Source organism: Schaedlerella arabinosiphila, from assembly GCF_003885045.1.
In the GTDB taxonomy this organism is placed as follows: domain Bacteria; phylum Bacillota; class Clostridia; order Lachnospirales; family Lachnospiraceae; genus Schaedlerella; species Schaedlerella arabinosiphila.
Window position 1 is genome coordinate 3,707,414 of record NZ_RHJS01000002.1, and the last position, 17,319, is coordinate 3,724,732.

General features: G+C 51.9%; 14 protein-coding genes. 4 read left to right on the forward strand and 10 right to left on the reverse strand.

The annotated features are described in order from the left end of the window. Positions 1-3: 3 nt before the first annotated feature. From EBB54_RS17785 to EBB54_RS17795, 3 genes are all read right to left on the reverse strand, one after another. Positions 4-2,115 carry an ATP-dependent helicase gene (locus EBB54_RS17785; RefSeq protein WP_125128408.1) on the reverse strand — a complete coding sequence of 704 codons (2,112 nt, stop codon included), beginning with the start codon at positions 2,113-2,115 and terminating at the stop codon, positions 4-6. After that, the gene (locus EBB54_RS17790; protein WP_125128409.1) at positions 2,099-4,891 is read right to left on the reverse strand and encodes a DEAD/DEAH box helicase; all 2,793 of its coding nucleotides are present in this window, start codon (positions 4,889-4,891) and stop codon (positions 2,099-2,101) included. Before EBB54_RS17790 ends, EBB54_RS17785 begins: the two co-directional genes overlap by 17 nt. Before the next feature lie 106 nt (positions 4,892-4,997). Then, a complete protein-coding gene (locus EBB54_RS17795) occupies positions 4,998-6,473 on the reverse strand; it encodes an FAD-dependent oxidoreductase (RefSeq protein ID WP_125128410.1) in 1,476 nt (491 codons plus the stop codon). 264 nt (positions 6,474-6,737) lie between these two features. On the opposite strand from EBB54_RS17795, the gene EBB54_RS17800 reads away from it, so the two are divergent. Next, a complete protein-coding gene (locus tag EBB54_RS17800; RefSeq protein WP_193554366.1) occupies positions 6,738-7,508 on the forward strand; it encodes an HD domain-containing protein in 771 nt (256 codons plus the stop codon). A gap of 16 nt (positions 7,509-7,524) precedes the next feature. Here the strand turns inward: EBB54_RS17800 and EBB54_RS17805 are convergent, their stop codons facing one another. The 5 genes from EBB54_RS17805 to EBB54_RS17825 all read right to left on the reverse strand — a co-directional run bounded on the left by EBB54_RS17805 (position 7,525) and on the right by EBB54_RS17825 (position 13,103). Next, positions 7,525-8,034: a prepilin peptidase gene (locus EBB54_RS17805; RefSeq protein ID WP_125128411.1), complete on the reverse strand. Its 510-nt coding sequence runs from the start codon at positions 8,032-8,034 to the stop codon at positions 7,525-7,527. Between the two features lie 274 nt (positions 8,035-8,308). Next, complete coding sequence (xylB, locus tag EBB54_RS17810) at positions 8,309-9,781, reverse strand: xylulokinase (RefSeq protein WP_125128412.1); 1,473 nt, start codon at positions 9,779-9,781, stop codon at positions 8,309-8,311. A 155-nt stretch (positions 9,782-9,936) separates the two neighbouring features. After that, positions 9,937-11,421, reverse strand: coding sequence for an L-fucose/L-arabinose isomerase family protein (locus EBB54_RS17815; RefSeq protein WP_004078190.1), 1,485 nt, complete (start codon positions 11,419-11,421; stop codon positions 9,937-9,939). 135 nt (positions 11,422-11,556) lie between these two features. After that, positions 11,557-12,177: a DUF4867 family protein gene (locus EBB54_RS17820; RefSeq protein WP_125130881.1), complete on the reverse strand. Its 621-nt coding sequence runs from the start codon at positions 12,175-12,177 to the stop codon at positions 11,557-11,559. A gap of 98 nt (positions 12,178-12,275) precedes the next feature. After that, positions 12,276-13,103, reverse strand: coding sequence for an AraC family transcriptional regulator (locus tag EBB54_RS17825; protein ID WP_125128413.1), 828 nt, complete (start codon positions 13,101-13,103; stop codon positions 12,276-12,278). Between the two features lie 204 nt (positions 13,104-13,307). Between EBB54_RS17825 and EBB54_RS17830 the strand changes: the two genes are divergently transcribed. Further along, positions 13,308-13,988, forward strand: coding sequence for a response regulator transcription factor (locus tag EBB54_RS17830; protein ID WP_125128414.1), 681 nt, complete (start codon positions 13,308-13,310; stop codon positions 13,986-13,988). Continuing rightward, positions 13,985-15,391 carry a HAMP domain-containing sensor histidine kinase gene (locus tag EBB54_RS17835; RefSeq protein ID WP_125128415.1) on the forward strand — a complete coding sequence of 469 codons (1,407 nt, stop codon included), beginning with the start codon at positions 13,985-13,987 and terminating at the stop codon, positions 15,389-15,391. Before EBB54_RS17830 ends, EBB54_RS17835 begins: the two co-directional genes overlap by 4 nt. An 8-nt stretch (positions 15,392-15,399) precedes the next feature. Here the strand turns inward: EBB54_RS17835 and EBB54_RS17840 are convergent, their stop codons facing one another. Together EBB54_RS17840 and EBB54_RS17845 are read right to left on the reverse strand one after the other, a co-directional pair. Next, complete coding sequence (locus EBB54_RS17840; protein ID WP_125128416.1) at positions 15,400-15,813, reverse strand: DUF2871 domain-containing protein; 414 nt, start codon at positions 15,811-15,813, stop codon at positions 15,400-15,402. 16 nt (positions 15,814-15,829) lie between these two features. Further along, positions 15,830-16,390 (reverse strand): TetR/AcrR family transcriptional regulator, encoded by a 561-nt coding sequence (locus tag EBB54_RS17845; protein ID WP_162307166.1) that lies wholly within the window; start codon positions 16,388-16,390, stop codon positions 15,830-15,832. Positions 16,391-16,560: 170 nt separating this feature from the next. Between EBB54_RS17845 and EBB54_RS17850 the strand changes: the two genes are divergently transcribed. Beyond that, the gene (locus EBB54_RS17850; RefSeq protein ID WP_125128418.1) at positions 16,561-17,319 is read left to right on the forward strand and encodes an ABC transporter ATP-binding protein; all 759 of its coding nucleotides are present in this window, start codon (positions 16,561-16,563) and stop codon (positions 17,317-17,319) included.

Below are 17,319 nucleotides of genomic sequence, written 5' to 3' on the forward strand. Positions count from 1 at the left end.
CACTCATTCCCCCTCAACCGTAACCTCCCCAAACGCCTTCAAGAACTGCTTCCTTCCATACCCTTCAAACTCCACTTCCACCATCATCTCATCTTCCGACACCAGGATTCCCGCTCCGTACTTCGGATGCCTTGCGTACTTCACTGCCGTATTCTTCTGCGGCTCCTGTTCCTTCTGCTCCTGCTCCTTTTTCTCCCGGATCTGTTCCTGAACCTCCCGGCGGAGCTGCTGCAGGTTACTCCTCTTCTCTCCCTCACTGCGCAGTTCCTCCCATTCCAGAAGATGGGGCGGAAGCATCCGCAGATACCGGCTGTACTCCCCGGAAATCCCGGGCTCGCCCGGGTTGGTATAGTAGGACAGTTCCAGTTCATCCTTTGCCCGGGTAATTCCCACGAAAAACAGTCTCCGCTCCTCTTCCTCCTGTTCAAAACTCTGGCTGTGCAGCGGGATCAGCCCCTGGTTCATCCCGATCAAAAACACGGTTTCAAATTCCAGTCCTTTAGAGGCATGGAGCGTCATCAGCTTCACAGTATCCCCCGGGAAATTTTCTATTCCGGCCGAATCCATATCCCTGTCTGCGCTTAACAGATTCACCCCATACAGCGCAGACTGATTGACAAATTCCCGGGTTCCCTCAATCAGTCCGCAGCCTTTTTCCCTGGAATATCCGCAGATCCTTTCCAGAAGTCTCAGCACCAGCTTTTCATCCTCCTGATAGGCAGAGGCAGTCGGATGCAGCGCTTCCCTCAATCCGAAATATGCAAATATCTCCGCTGCCTTCGGAACCGTATCCTTCTTCCACGCTTCCTGATCCTGAAATTCCAGCATCCTTTGGTACAGCAGAACGTTGTCCCACTTTTGCTCCCGGATGATCTTCTTTGCTTTTGCCCTGGTACGTGTTTCCCCGTACTGCGGATCGGCAAGCGCTTCCATCCCCATCTGTCCGTCCGCCGGATTCACGGAAAACCGGAGTACCTTGATCAGCCAGTTCAGGACCGGAATGTCCCTAACCGTCTTCCGTACAGAGACTTCACAGGGAATCCGCTGTCTTTCCAATACCTTTTTCAATAGCTCCGCCTGCTTCTGCAGCCGGTAAAATACCGCGATCTCACCATATGCCCTGCCTGCGTCATGAAGCGCGCGAATCCGGCCTGCCAGGTATTCCGCCTCCTGAAACGGATCGTAATGATTTTTTACGACGATCTTTCCCCCTGCCCCCCGGCTGCTCTGGATGCCTGCGCCGGACTGCAGAAATCGGTTGGCTGCTTCCAGAATTGAGGCGCTGGAACGGTAGTTGACCGGAAGGGACAGTTCTTTCGCAGCGAAACGGTGCTTCAAAAGATAGAACATATTCTCTCCCGTCCCCCGCCAGCTATAGATCACCTGGTTGGGATCTCCTACCGCAAACAGTCTGGTATCTTTTCCTTTCAGCGCTTCCAGAAATTCGATCTGCTGCGCGTCGCTGTCCTGTACCTCGTCCACAATCATCCATTGCGGATGCCATTCCCCGGCACGCAGCAGTACGGCGCTCACCCGGAGCAGATCTGAAAAGGACATTTTATTCTGACGCTTCTTTTCCTCTTCCAGCAGCGGAAACAGCCTGAACAGGTCGTCCCGATACCTGCTGCTTTCTTTTCCCCGCACGTATCCCGGGTACTCCTGCTCCAGACGTTTTTTAAGCCGGTTCTTATACCTCACCGTCAGCTTCTGTTCGGCAATCACTTCTGCCGCCAGATCCGCCTCTTCATCCGGACTGATCACCGTAAACTCCCTGTTCCACCCTGTCTGCTCCAGAGAAAGCTGGTGTTTCAAAAGATGCAGCGCCGCGCTGTGAAATGTACCGAACCCCATGACCTGTTCCCGTGACAGCCCTGGCTCCTTCTTTCTCAGTCTGCTGATGATCTCATCCGCCGCCTTATTGGTAAACGTCAGTACAACCATGTCCTCCAGGGGAACCGACTTCTCATAATGCAGATATAAAATTTTTGCAATCAGTACCGTGGTTTTTCCACTGCCCACATTTGCATTCACAACACAGGCCGGAGACTCGTCCAGTACTGCCTCCATCTGGTATTGATTCAAATGCTTCCACTCTTCCTTAAAATCTGTTTTCATACCGTCTCCGAAGCTTTTCTTTTTTCTTGATCGACTCTTCTGTATTCCCCTTCACAATGGTTTCCACCTTCATATCCAAAGGACATTCCGCATGACGCTGCAGTATCTTCTTCACGATCCGCATATTTTCCGGTTCCCCAAGCCAGGCTTCGTAAAATGCGTTCTCCACCGTCAGCACCAGCCGATTTCCTGATACCTCCACAGCCTTCACAGACTGCAGAAAGGCCGCGCCGCCCTCTCCCCTTTGCACCGCATTTTCACAAAACTCCGACCACTGTTTGGGCAATTTAAAAAATGAATATTCTTTCCGGACAGCGGGCCGCTCCGTCTCCGTATATTTCCCTTTGTATTGCGGAGGTTCACTCTTTTCTTTCAGATTTTGGAGCCCCCAGAGCACCATGCCTTTGTCCAGGCTGTAATCTCCCACACAGGCAGGACAGCCGTTTTCGCAGCCGCACCCACCGACCATACGCACGGCATTGTCAATGATCTGCGGCACCAGCTCATATATTTTCTCCGAATATCCCAGTCCGCCCTCATACCTGTCGTATATATACAGCGAAACCTGCTGCCGGAATCCACTCGAATCCAAAGAAACCGCCGGATCGGACTCAGATATCCCCTGGGAAACCGTTGAATCAGGCGTATGCCTCCCCGCCTGGTTTCCGGCATTTCCTGAATCTGCTTTCAGTACTACATCTCCGCAGATCACCGCGTCAATATCGTCCCCGGCCGTCATCGTAACCATCATGGCCGCGTTCTTGATTGCATGGCAGACCCCTTCAAAATGGTTATTCAGCGCCAGCTCTCCTGCCGCGTTGGGCAGCAGCAGGCTATGATACATTTCAGTCACATTCTGCGGAATATCGATCCATGTACTCTCGGTATCGTAGTCCTTCTGAAGAGCCTCCGGCAGCTGCACGTACCCCAGATTCTGATGATTATGGAACTGCAGCTTCTTAAACATATAGATCATTTCATTCATATTGATATCCCCGAAATGCACCTTTGTCCTTCCAAACTCCGTCTCCTCAAATACCTGCAGGATTTTTGTATCCTTATTTCCCGCCGGGACTGTATAGTAATTGCCCGAAAAGGGAACGGCCCAGGCAGTCCGGCTGACCAGATCCAGCTTCAGCACCTCATACAGCGTCCCCTCGTGCATATAAACCGCTCCCGGGTGCAGTTCATGATATGCCTGGTTTTCATCCATCTCCGTGATCACCCTGGGAGCGAATTTCTCACGGCCGTTTTCCTCCGGCACTTCCAGGCTTTCATCCAGAATCAGCTTAAACCGTGTCTGATCCATATTCCGCAGGCTGTAATCCCCCGCCGGAAACGCCGGCCCGGCCCAGGCAAACCGCCCGGACATCCCTTTTACTTCCTCCGCATTGAGCAGTACCGGAATGATCTCCCCCAGGTCCGGAAACAATCCCACATCATCCATCGTCAGGGGCATTTCCGCCGCAGCCGCCCGGACATGGGACAGCTCAATCAGCAGGTTATCCGGATCTACAACGGCATTTTCACTCTCCATGGAAAAGAGCCATTCCGGATCTATGGCAATGTACTGGTCAAAGGGCTGGTTCGCCAGGATCAGATAATTGATGCATTTTTCTCCGTTTCTCCCTGCCCGCCCGGTCTGCTGCCAGAAGGAGGCCCGGGTTCCCGGATAGCCTGCGAGCAGCGTGGAATCCAGCTTGCCGATGTCAATCCCCAATTCCAGCGCATTGGTGGAGACCAGTCCGAGCAGATCTCCGTCCAGCATCTTCCGCTCAATCTCCTTGCGCTCCAGCGGCGTATATCCGCCCCGGTAGCCGGCGATTCTTCCGCTGCCCCCGCTGCCCAGGAATGCTGCTCCATCCAGCTTGTCCCTGGATTCCTTTAAGATCACTTCCACATTTCTCCGTGATTTGGCAAATGCAATGAAATGCGCTTCGTTTTCCACCAACCGGCAGATCACCTCCGACGCAATGGAGGACGCCGATTTTCTGCCGTAAATCTTGTCATGGGAGCCTTTGATCTGGGGCGGCTGTATGATTCGGTATTCCTTCTCCGGAGCCGGAGAGCCGTCCCTGTCGATCAGCACAAAGGAGGTTTTGCAGATCAGCTCCGCCAGTTCAATCGGATTTGCAATGGTGGCAGAACTGCACAGGAACTGCGGGGCAGACTGATAATAATTGCAGATCCGCTTCATCCGGCGGAACAGGTTTGCCAGATGCGCGCCGAAGGCCCCCCGATAGCTGTGCAGCTCGTCGATGACTATGTACTTCAGATTGGAAAAAATAAAATCAAACCCGAACTTGCTGTGGTTGGGAAGGAAAGCGGAATTTAGCATTTCCGGGTTGGTCAGTATGATATTGGCGCTTTTGCGGATTCGGCTCCGCTCCGACGGCGCAGTGTCGCCGTCGTATACTCCGGCGGAAATCCGGCCCGGCCCGAAATATTCCAGGATCGGCGCAATGGCCCGGTACTGGTCGCTGGCAAGCGCCTTGGTCGGATAGAGAAATATGGCCCTGGTCAGCGGATCCTCCAGAATCCGCTGCACCACCGGCAGCAGGAAGCTGAGCGTCTTACCGCTGGCAGTGGAGGTCGTGATTACCACGTTGGCCCCGTCCATTGCCGCTTCATACATCTCCGCCTGGTGGGTATAAAGCCGCGGGATATTGCGGGAGTTCAGATACTCCCCCAGCTCCCGGCGCAGAGAAACCGGAAAATCCGCATATTCTGCGGATTTTTCCGGGATGATCTTTCTATAGATTGTCAGGTTTTCCATGGCGTTTCCTCCCCTGTTTCCGTTCCGAAGCCGGTTAAAAGTTCAGGAATCTGCATCCTTTATAAAAAAATTATAGCATACCCCACCCATCTTGTGCAAAAATATTTCACCGTTTGCGGGGGAACTCCCCATCCACCGCCGTCTGTGCCGGCCCGTCAATCAGCCTTCCCCGATAGTCAAACCTGGACCCGTGACAGGGGCAGTCCCAGCTTTTCTCATCCGGGTTCCAGACAAGCTGACAGCCCATATGGGGGCATTTCACAGACACCGCGAAGATCTGCCCGTCCTCCGCTTTATAGACTCCCGCCTTCTGTCCGTTGTATTCCACTACTCCGCCCTGCCCCGGTAAAAGCCGGTCCAGTTTTTCCTTGGGCGGGGCGAATGTTTGTTTCAGCAGGTTTACAGCCGCATATGTCCCTTCCGTAAGAAATGGTTTGGCAGACGTCATGGGATGAAGCCTCTGGGGCGAAAACACCTCCCCACAGGGATTTTCCCGTCCGCAGATCTGATCCGTAAGCAAAATGGCTGCAGCCATGGACGAAGTCATCCCCCATTTTCCAAATCCCGTTGCCACAAACCAGTCCTCTGTCTTCCTGCCAAACTGCCCGATATAAGGGATTCCGTCCAGCGTCATACAATCCTGCGCCGACCAGGGGATCACATTTTCATCTTTAGTCCAGCATTTTTCCGGCCAGCATACTTCCGCCTGGTGCAGCAGAAATTCATACTGACCTCCCATGGGATTTTCCCCGGTCCTGTGGTTTCCCCCTCCGAGCAGCAGCAGTTCCCCGGCCGGTCTGAAAGACAGCCCGTCCCTGTCAATGCCGAGGTACATCCCATGCAGCGTCTGTGCTTCTTTGAGTGCACAGACATAGCTCCGTTCCTGGTGCATCCTCAGAAAATAATACCCCGGCCTATTGACAAACGGATAATGGCAGGCAAACACGATCTTTTCTGCCTCCACGGTTCCCCGGCTGGTCGTCAGAAGATGGGGCTTCACCCGCAGAACCTTCGTTTTTTCGTAAACCTGGATATTTTCCGCAATGACCTGCAGAAACTTCAGCGGATGAAAGCACGCCTGGCCGTAGCAGAACAGCGCGTCTTCCACTGCAAAAGGCAGCTCCGTCCTTTTTTTCATTTCCACAGGCAGCCCCAATTCCTTTGCCGCATAATATTCGTCACGCAGAGCCCTGCCGCTTTCCTTCGTATACAGGCAGGCCGGACATTCCTCCCAGTCACAGTCGATCTTATATTTTTCAATCAGAATCCTGTACCGCTCAATGGCGTCCTGGTTGATCTTTGCATATTGCATGGCCTTCTTTTTTCCCGCGCATCGTATCAGTTTCTGATAGATCAGACCGTGCTGCGACGTCACCTTTGCCGTTGTATGTCCGGTCTGCCCGCTCCCGACCCGGTCTGCCTCCAGGACGATACACTGCCGTCCGCTCTGCTCCAGAAAATGGGCCGTCAATATCCCGGCCAGCCCGCCTCCTACGATTGCAATATCCGTACTGATATTTCCAGGCAGCTCCGGCCTGGCCGGAATAGCCGTGGTCTGCTGCCAGATTGATTCCCTGTACATGCTGCTGCACCTCTCTTATCTGATCGGCTTTCGCCGTATTCTCATACTTTATGAAACTCCTAATATTATCTTGTACGAATTTCTGTATAATATGTCCCATAAATCTGAAAATGCAGATTGAAAAAACACTGTACGAATAATCCCTGATTTCAATTTCTGGTTGAAATCAAGTAAAAAGCTGTACTATAATCTAAAGTACCGTCGGGAACACCCTTCTGAAAATTCCTGCAGTACTTTCAGAATCAGAAGTCAAGGAGGCAGACAATGATAAACTATACTTTTGCCAGAGAAATTTTTGAATCCTATCTGAATGATTATGACCGCGCGGATGACAAGGTCCGCCTTAAGATCGTCCATACCTACGGTGTCGTCGGACAGGCGGAATGCATTGCCCGCCGAATGCGGCTTTCCGAAGAAGATACAGCGCTTGCAAAGCTGATTGCCCTTCTTCACGACCTGGGCCGGTTTGAACAGCTCCGCCGGTTTGACAGCTTCGAGCCTGACACGATGGATCATGCCGCCTATGGAGTACAGGTACTCTTTGAGGAAGGCATGCTTCGGAAGTTCCTTCCGGAAAACACCTGGGATTCCATCATTCGGACCGCCATCGCAAAGCACAGCGATTACTGCCTGTCCGGCGTAACCGATGCCAGGGCACTGCTCCATGCCCGGCTCATCCGGGATGCGGACAAGCTGGATAACTGCCGGGTAAAGCTGGTAGATGCAACGGAAACATTTCTGGGGGCTTCCCCGGAAGAGATCGGAACGCAGGAGATTTCTCCGAATATTTATGATGCTGTATTCCAAAACAAATGCATCCTCTCCGCAGACCGCAAAACGACAATGGATTACTGGGTATCCTATGTGGCGTATTTCTTTGATATTAACTTCCGTGAAAGCATGGATATCATTGAGGAAAACGATTTTATCTCCAGGATCATCCGCAGGATTCCCTATTCGAATCCAAAAACCGCAGAACAGATGGAGCGGATTGAAGCCTATGTGAAGCAGTATGCGCGGGATATGAAACGCTGACTGGAATCATCACTCCTCACCAAAGAACGGAAAGTATCTGCTCTCCCCACAAAACTGCGGCGGCCATTCCGATGCACAGAAACGGGCCGAATGCGATCTGCGTCTTTCGGTCTGCTTTTCCCGCTGCCAGCAGCCGGATTCCATATGCAGCTCCGGCGAATACCGCAATCCCCAACGCCAGCAGACTGTATCTCCACCCCAGAAACAGGCCGCAGGCAGCCATCAATTTGATATCCCCTCCGCCGAAAGCTCCCGGCACGCACAATGCGATCCCCAGAAGCAGCAGGCTGGCGGAACACATGCCAAGCATACGTTCCGGCAATCCGATTTCCGGAAACAGGGGGATGGAAAAGAGGCCGATGCCTAATGCAGTCCATACAAGTTTGTCCGGAATTTTCATCGTCCTTTTATCTGCCCGCGCCACTGCGTACAATACCGCGAAAAACAGGCAGACAGCCGCAGTTCTTCCCGCGCCGTACAGCCCGGCCGGCAGTGCGAACGCCAAAATTCCATAAATTCTGTTCAAATACTTCACGCTCCTTTACTTCATCATCTGAAAACAGACCGGTTTTCATCTTGATATTTACATTGCTGCTGTTTTACTGGTATTCCGGGAAGAGAATCCCCTGATGGTATATCACCAGATATCAGATCTCATGGATTGAATCACCATGAATAAAATAATTCTATCACAGGGCCTGTTCACGCGCAAGATCCTTTTTTTGCACCGCGGACAAACCCTGCTGTTACAGGTTACCGTTCACACCCTTTGGGTGCTCACAGTAACCCCCTGCTGCCAATCACTCTGCCAACGCCCGGAACAGCCCCTTCACGGTAGGATAGATCCGGCGGAACTTCTGATAGCGTTCCTCATACTTCGCCACAAGCTCTTCTTCCGGTTCAACGGTATCTACGACCTTCACCAGTTTTCCCGCGGCTTCTTCCACGCTGCCGTATTCTCCGCAGCCAACAGCCGCAAGGATTGCCCCGCCGTAGCCCGGCCCTTCCTCGCTTTCGATTACGTCCACCTTCAGATTCATCACGTTCGCAATGATCTTCTTCCAGAGAGGGCTCTTCGCCCCGCCGCCGCATATCTTGGTACGTTCGATTTGGATTCCCAGGCTGCGCGCCACCTCCAGAGAATCCCGCAGACCAAACGCCACGCCTTCCAGCACTGCCTGGGTCATGTCTTCCCTGGTGGTATCCATGGTCATTCCGATAAAGGTCGCCCTTGCCTGCGGGTCGTTATGCGGGGAGCGCTCCCCCATCAGGTAGGGAAGATAAAACACCTGGTTCTCTCCCAGCTTCTGGATCGCTTCCTGCTCCTTCGTATACTCCGCCGTCTTAAGGATCTCATCCATCCACCACTTGTTGCAGGATGCCGCGCTCAGCATACAGCCCATGAGGTGATAATATCCGTCCGCATGGTCAAAGGAGTGGAGCGCGTTGTTGGCGTCTACGCCGAAGGATTTGCTGGAAATGAAGATGGTTCCGGAGGTTCCCAGGGAAATGTTGCACATGCCGTCTCCCACAGTCCCTGTTCCCACGGCTGCAGCTGCGTTGTCCCCGGCTCCGGCGATCACTCTGACCTGCCCCGGCAGACCAATCTCTTCCGCAAGTTCCGGCCTGACCGTCCCTACCGCTTCATAGCTTTCAAAGAGCTTCGGAAGCTGTGTCTCCGTGATGCCGCAGATCTCCATCATTTCCCTGGACCAGCAGCGGTTCTTCACATCCAGAAGCAGCATGCCCGAAGCATCCGAATAGTCCGTACAATGTACGCCGCTCAGCCGATAGGCAAGATAATCCTTTGGCAGCATGATCTTTACGATCTTTGCAAAATTTTCCGGCTCCTTTTCCTTCATCCAGAGGAGCTTCGGCGCCGTAAATCCCGCAAATGCAATATTTGCCGTATATTCCGACAGCTTTTCCTTCCCGACAGCCTCATTCAGATAATCCGTTTCCTTTCCGGTCCGTCCGTCATTCCAGAGGATCGCCGGACGGATCACCTGATCCTGCTCGTCCAGTACCACCAGCCCATGCATCTGCCCGCCGAAGCTGATGCCTGCGATCTGACTTTTGTCGCAGTCCCGGATCAGTTCTTTCATTCCTTCCACCGACTGTTCGTACCAGTCCTCCGGATTCTGCTCCGACCATCCGGAATGTGGAAAATACAGTGGATATTCTTTTGATACAATGTTATGGATCTTTCCCTGCTCATCCATCAGAAGAAGCTTCACTGCTGAGGTGCCAAGGTCAACTCCGATATATAACATCTGTTTTTCCTCTCTTTCTCCTGTGATGAAAGCGTGCCGGAAGTTCCTCCAAACACGCTCTGATCACAAAGTTAAAATCTATGCTGATTCTTGCGGTATCCTGCCGGCCGCCGTTCACGCCTGCGTTGTACACAGCAGCGAATCCCGCACAATTTTTATTTCCATGGGTTCTCCGTAGGATAACGCACGCCTGCCGGCTGGTTGTATCCAATCTCCTCTACCGGAACGCCGATATACTTAAACACCTCAAACAGCGGCTTTCCGTAATTGCCGAATGCCACGGCGCCGTGATGGGGATAATTGCCTTCGATCAGGACGTGGCGGTAAAACCTGCCCATCTCCGGGATTGCGAATACGCCGATTGCGCCGAAGGAACGGCTTGCCACCGGAAGCACCTCGCCCTGTGCGATGTATGCGCGCAGCTTGTTGTCCGCAGTGCTCTGCAGACGGTAGAACGTGATATCGCCGGGCTTGATATCGCCTTCGAGCGTTCCCTGCGTCACTTCCTCCGGAAGGGATCTTGCCATAATCAGCTGATACCGCATCTCGCAGAAGGAAAGCTTGCTGGATGCCGTATTGCCGCAGTGGAATCCCATAAAGGTATCCTTGTGGGTATAAGAATACTTTCCTTCAATCTCTTCTTTATACATATCCGCCGGAACGTTGTTGTTGATATCCAAAAGCGTCACTGCGTCCTGGCTGACTACGGTTCCGATAAATTCACTCAGCGCGCCGTAGATATCTACCTCGCAGGATACCGGAATCCCCTGCGCGGTCAGACGGCTGTTCACATAGCAGGGCACGAATCCGAACTGTGTCTGGAATGCCGGCCAGCACTTGCCTGCAATCGCCACATATTTGCGGTATCCCTTATGATCCTCGATCCAGTCTTTCAAGGTGATCTCATACTGGGCAAGCTTTTCCAGGATCTCCGGCTTCTTATTGCCTGCTCCTAACTCCTCTTCCATCTCTTTTACGACTGCCGGAATCCGCTCGTCTCCCGCGTGTTTGTTGAATGCTTCAAACAGATCCAGTTCGGAATTTTCCTCAATCTCCACCCCCAGGTTGTAAAGCTGCTGAATGGGCGCGTTGCATGCCAGGAAATTCAGCGGGCGCGGGCCGAAGCTGATGATCTTTAAGCTGTTCAGACCGATAACCGCTCTTGCAATGGGGCGGAACTCAGCAATCATATCCGCGCACTCTTCCGCCGTCCCGATGGGATATTCCGGAATATAAGCTTTGACACCTCGCAGCTTCAGATTGTAGCTTGCATTGAGCATTCCGCAGTAAGCATCCCCTCTTCCCTGGATCAGGTTGCTTCCGGTCTCCTCCGCAGCCGCAACAAACATCTTCGGCCCCTCAAAATGCTTTGCAAGCAGTGTCTCCGAGATCTCCGGCCCGAAGTTTCCAAGATAAACGACCAGCGCATTGCAGCCTGCCTTCTTGATGTCCTCCAGGGCCTGTACCATATGGATCTCGCTCTCAACGATGCAGATCGGGCATTCATAGATATCCTCTTCCCCGTATTTTTCCTTATAAGCCTTCATCAACGCTTCCCGTCTGGATACAGACAGGCTTTCCGGAAAACAATCTCTGCTTACTGCAACAACTCCGATTTTCAGTTCTGGCATGTTCTTCATAATATGTATCCGCCTTTCTAATCTTAAATTTGATGTGCCGCATATCCATGCAATCCCTGCGTGGATACGCCTGCAGCCTTATATTCATTGTCTGCTTACGACTTTTTTTGCCGTCGCCTCAGCTTTTTCGCTCCCTTATTGCGCAATGCAGATATTTTCACCCTTCAATCCGCAGAAAGCGCCTTCAATTCCAGCTTCCGGATGTGCGATCAGCCATTTATTTTTTGCCGTGATCAGCCGGTCTTCCCCGGATCCGCCGGCCGGGAAGGTCAGCTCCGTATTGGTGCCCGCCGGGAGGATCACTACACAGCGGAAGCCCCCTTCTGCTGCCGTACAGGGCGCATAGTGCAGCGTTGTGGCATACATCTCCACCGCCGTGCCCGCAGGTACAAAAAATGCCTCCGCCAGAGAAGTGTCATACGTATAATCCGCCTGTACATCCTGCTGTGCGCCTAACAGCAGAATCATATCTGTCACTGCGATGTTCACCTCGCTGGAACGGTGATATTCCAGGGCGTTGAGCTTGTCATTGTCCCCATTGCAGTAACCCATCTGGATGGGAAGTCCGCCAAAGGCACGGTTCTTAAAATTCTCTGCCTCCGGCAGGGCTTCCAGTTCTTCCACAGACGGAACGTAGATCACTTCTTTCGGCAGAGGCGTATGCTCCATCTCTTTCAGAATCCCGGCAAGGTCATACCCTTCCAGAACCTTTCCATACCTGCCAAAGGAACGGTCTGTTACTTTCTGAATGTTCATCATGGTTCCTCCTTCATATATTTGTCGATTTTCACATCTATGAAACCATAATAACAACTTTTTTTGTACTTATCCACCTATAAATTATCTAATCTATGTCACTTTCTTGTCCTTTTGCCGCGGTACTCGCTGGGCAGCATCCCATACTTCTTCTGAAATGCCTTTGCAAGGGCCTTGCTGTTGGGAAATCCATTGTTCATCGCCGTCTCGCTGATCGTATGCTCCGTATTGGCAAGCTCCTGGAACGCGCGCTCCACACGGATATTCTGAAGATAGGATTTATAATTGATGCCCGCATACTTCTGAAACATCCTGGAGAGATACGTGGGGGAATATCCGAATATCCCTGCCAGCGCTTCCAGCGACAGGTCCGCTGCATAATTTTCCTTAATATAGTCCGTGATCAGCGACAGGCGGTTTAAATTCTTATGCCACTTCACCATGTCCGGCGTCACGTCCGTCTCCCGGTATTCCGTCACCAGAAGATACAGCAGCATATAGTACAGCCCCTTTACCTTCATCTCATATCCGCAGGCCCCTTCCTCATAAGCCCTGTGGATCTCCCGGATCAGCTTCATAACCTGTCCGTCCTGGGGAAGCGGATCATGTGTAAAACGGATAAACCGCTCCCCTGTATAATAATCCTCAAATGTCTTCAGGGGAATCTGGAGCACGATGGTCCGATTCGGTTCCGGGGAATCCACCGAATGGATCTCGTTGGAATTTACCAGCATAAATTCGCCTGTCTGCAGCGGATATGCTTCCTCGTTCAGATAAAATTTTAACGTACCTTCATAAACCGCAAATAACTCCACTGACCTGTGCCAGTGCTTATCCCGGAAATAATTCCCATCCCCGCCCTCAAACAGGAATATCTTGAACGGAAACCCTTGGTTCGGCATAATCAGTTCATGACTAAATTCCATAATCTACACCACTTTTCCTCTTCCTGATCCCTTGATATATTGCTACTGTTCTGTATAGTTACAGTATATCACACCCGTGTCTTCATGTCAACGCTTTTTAGAACATATGTTCTATTATTTTAAAATCCAGAACATTGCTATTCCAGCCGCAAACCGTTATACTAAATAAGAAAGCTAATATACATTCCAACCTGGAGGTCCGCCATGAAATACGATTGTTTCATCATAGATGATGAGAAGCTCCTTGCAGACAGCACGGCCGAATATTTTAACCTGTTCGGTGTAAAAACGGCAGCCGCATACAGCGTGTACGAATGCCGGGATTTTTTTCGGGAACATACCGCACAGCTTTTGCTGCTGGACATCAACCTGGGGGACGGCAGCGGTTTCGAATTATGCCGGGAACTCCGCGAAAAAACAGACGTCCCCATTCTGTTCATCTCCGCGCGTACCAGCGATGACGACCAGATCATTGCATTAAATATCGGCGGCGACGATTATATACAGAAGCCCTACTCCCTCAGCGTCCTCCTGGCCAAAGTGAAAGTCGTCCTGAAACGGTACGGGGAACAGGGGGATTCTGCCTACTGCGACGACTGGCTGACCGTTGATTTTGACACCCGGCAGGTGAGGGCCGGCGGAAGTCCCGTCAGACTGACCGCTCTGGAATTTCGGCTACTGTCCTATCTGATACGGCATGAAAATAAAGTCATTTCAAAGCAGGAATTGTTTGAAAATGTCTGGGAGGATAAATTTACAGGCGACGGAACGCTGAACGTACATATTCGGAAAATACGGGAGGCCATTGAACGGACGCCCGGAAAGCCGGAATATATTCTCACCGTCTGGGGCGACGGCTATAGATTTTGCGGAGGCAGAAAATGAAACATCGCACACTTTTTTTCAGTTTGATTCTTCTCTTTTCCATGGAAATCGGGGCTCTTCTGGTTTTCGCAGTAAGAAGCCCCGGCCTGTCCCAGGATACTGTGGCTGTCAATGAAGCGGTTCATTCCGTGCAGGAGCACTGGGAGTATCTGCAAACGCAGCCTTTAAAAACCGAATCCCGTCAGCCGCAGGACAATACGGATTCCAGAGATACCGGCGGATACACGAATCCCACAGACCTGGAGTTTGTCGTGCTGAACCTGGAAGAAGAGGTTCTCTTCCGAACCCGGCCCGGATTAAGCGAAAGCCTCCTTACGGCTGTCGCCCACAGGGACACCATCCTGGATATCCAATCCGACGGTTCCATAGCCGGAAAAATCATCATTTACAATAATGATGCACAGATCCTGCAGGCCCAGAAGCAGAAAACCATCCTCTTTCTCTCTGCTGCCCTGTGCGTGCAGTGCTGCATCACGGTCTGGTATCTTCTCTATCTGAACCGCACTGTGATCCGGCCCTTCTGCAAATTGCAGGGCTTTGCGGAGCGCATCGCAGGCGGCAATCTGGATGTTCCTCTGGAAATGGATAAGGGAAATCTTTTCGGCGCATTTACGGAAAGCTTTGATATCATGCGCTCTGAACTGAAAAAGGCAAGAATTGCGGAGGCTGAAGCCAAAACAGACAAAAAAGAACTTGTCGCCAAGCTCTCCCACGACATCAAAACCCCCGTGGCAAGTATCAAGGCCGCTTCGGAGGTGGGAGCCGCACTGACGGAAAAGCTTTCATACGAACTTGCGCCTGCTTCAGCGCAAACATTCCCTGGAGCAGATGGATCTGACCCGGCAGAGCCAGGCCCGCTGACGGCACAAATCCTGGACAACTACACCCAGATCATCCGCAAGGCGGACCAGATCAATTCTCTCATAACCAATCTGTTCACCGCCGCGCTGGAGGAGCTCCGCCAACTGACCGTCGCTCCTTCGGACATGGCAAGCCGCGAACTAAACGAGATTTTTGAAAGCGCCGATTATCTTCACCGCGGTTCCCTCCCCCAGGTTCCCGACTGCCTCTTATATGCAGACCGGCTCCGTCTGCAGCAGGTATTCGACAATCTCTTTGCCAACTCCTATAAATACGCGGGGACGAAGATTGATCTGTCCGTGTCCCGGCAGGAGCGTTTTCTTGCCGTCACTGTAGAAGACTTCGGGGGCGGAGTGAAAAAAGAGGAGCTTCCGCTGTTAAAAGAAAAATTCAAACGCGGAACCAATGCGGAAAATATCGAAGGCGCCGGCCTGGGCCTTTACATTTCTGACTATTTTATGAAAGAAATGCATGGAAGGCTCCTCCTGGAAAATGGAGCGCACGGCCTGAAGGCAACGGTATACATTGCCTACAGCGGTTGACTCATGATTTATTTCTCCGCCAGCTTTTTGAGGGACAGGATCAGCAAAATGATCCCGGTTCCGGTCAGGATATGGCCGATGCCCGCGATTCCTGAGATGGAGGCATCGGCGGCAGCGGACAGGTTCATCCCCATTACCTGGGTCACACCGCGTACCAGAAGCATGACTGCGGTCAAAGGAACGCCAAGATTGTAGGTCCATAAAAATGCCCGGAACGTTTTGACCGTCTCCAGATCATAACGCGCTGCATACAAGGCTGCCACCAGAAAAACCAGCATTCCGAGCAGAAATAGGTGGGCGTGCACCTTGCCCAGCGCAGTCACGCCGGTATAGCCCTGGAACTTGGTAAATTCCCGGTAGAAAACGCCGCCCGCCATAGCGGCAATCGCATAAACGAGGGAAATATTCAGATACTTTTTCATTGTTTATTCTCCTTTTTTATTTATAGACTACCCTGCGGATCATCTCCAGCAGTATCCTGCAGTCCGCCTGTCCCTGTACCAGCAGAACCAGTAAGTGATCCAGTACAAACCCAACAAAGTCTTCCCTGGAAAAGGACGGTGTGAACGCATCGGCCGCAGCACAGGGGTCGTTTCGAAGCACCTCCAGCAGCCCGGCCTTCATATGGGCAAAGGTATGCTCCATGGCGCTTTTGGCTTCGCCATGTCTGGCACTGGCAATACTGATGGAATGGCCTGTCAGAAAACCCGGGTACGCCTGAGCCCCCGCCCGGATGCGCCCATACAGCCCGGCCGTAAAATCGCAAAAAGAGACTTCTGTTCCTTCCTGGAAACCTGCGTGAAAAATATCTTTCCAGACACTCTCCACGACAGCCAGCACCAGCTCGTCCTTATCCGCGTAGTAGTTGTACAAGGTTCCCAGCGCAATGCCGCATTCATCCGCAACCAGCCGCATATTCAGCGCTTTCATGCCCTTTTCCGCCACGATGCGCCTGCATACCTGCATAATGGCTTCTTTCGATGTAACCACGGTGTTCATAATCATAACCCCCTTAAATTGAACATTGTTCATTATAATCCGGTTGTTTCTGATTGTCAAGAAGAAGATACTGCGGATTTTTGATTTCAGATTTAAGACTTATTTAAGGTTTGCCTAAAGACATTTAAGATTCAAAATCGTAAAATAAACCTGTATAAAGGAGGTTTATCATGAAAGAAATCTTGTTAAAAACAGACAGTCTAAGCAAATCTTTCTCCACCGGAGGCGCTTTGCAGCACGTTTTAAAAAATATTGACCTGAAACTCTACAAAGGCGATTTCACCGTGATCATGGGGGCCAGCGGCGCAGGGAAATCTACACTTTTGTATGCCCTCTCGGGAATGGATACGCCGACTCTCGGCACCATCACATTTGCCGGAAAGGAGATATCCGGCTACAGTCCCGACCGTCTGGCGGTATTCCGCAGGGAGCACTGCGGCTTCGTCTTTCAGCAGATTTATCTCATTGACGGAATGTCTGTAATGGATAATGTCCTTTCTGCCGGGCTTCTGGTAAATAAGAACAAAAAGGCGCTTTTAGAACGCGCCGGAAAGCTGTTCCAGGAGGTAGGGATTTCCGAGGAAACGCAGAAAAAGTTTCCCACCCAGATCTCGGGCGGCGAAGCCCAGCGTGCCGGCATCGTCCGCGGACTGATCAACAATCCTGAAATCCTTTTTGCCGACGAGCCTACGGGCGCGCTCAATTCAAAAACCGGGTTAGACGTTCTGGATACCCTGACCCGCTTCAACGAACAGGGGCAAAGCCTGGTCATGGTCACCCACGACATGCGTTCCGCCCGGAGAGGCAACCGCATCTTATACTTAAAAGACGGCGTAATCCTGGGGGAATGCGATCTGGGCAGATATGTCAGCGGAGATCCCAACCGTCACCAAAAGCTGTCCGCATTCCTGGAAGAAATGGGGTGGTAG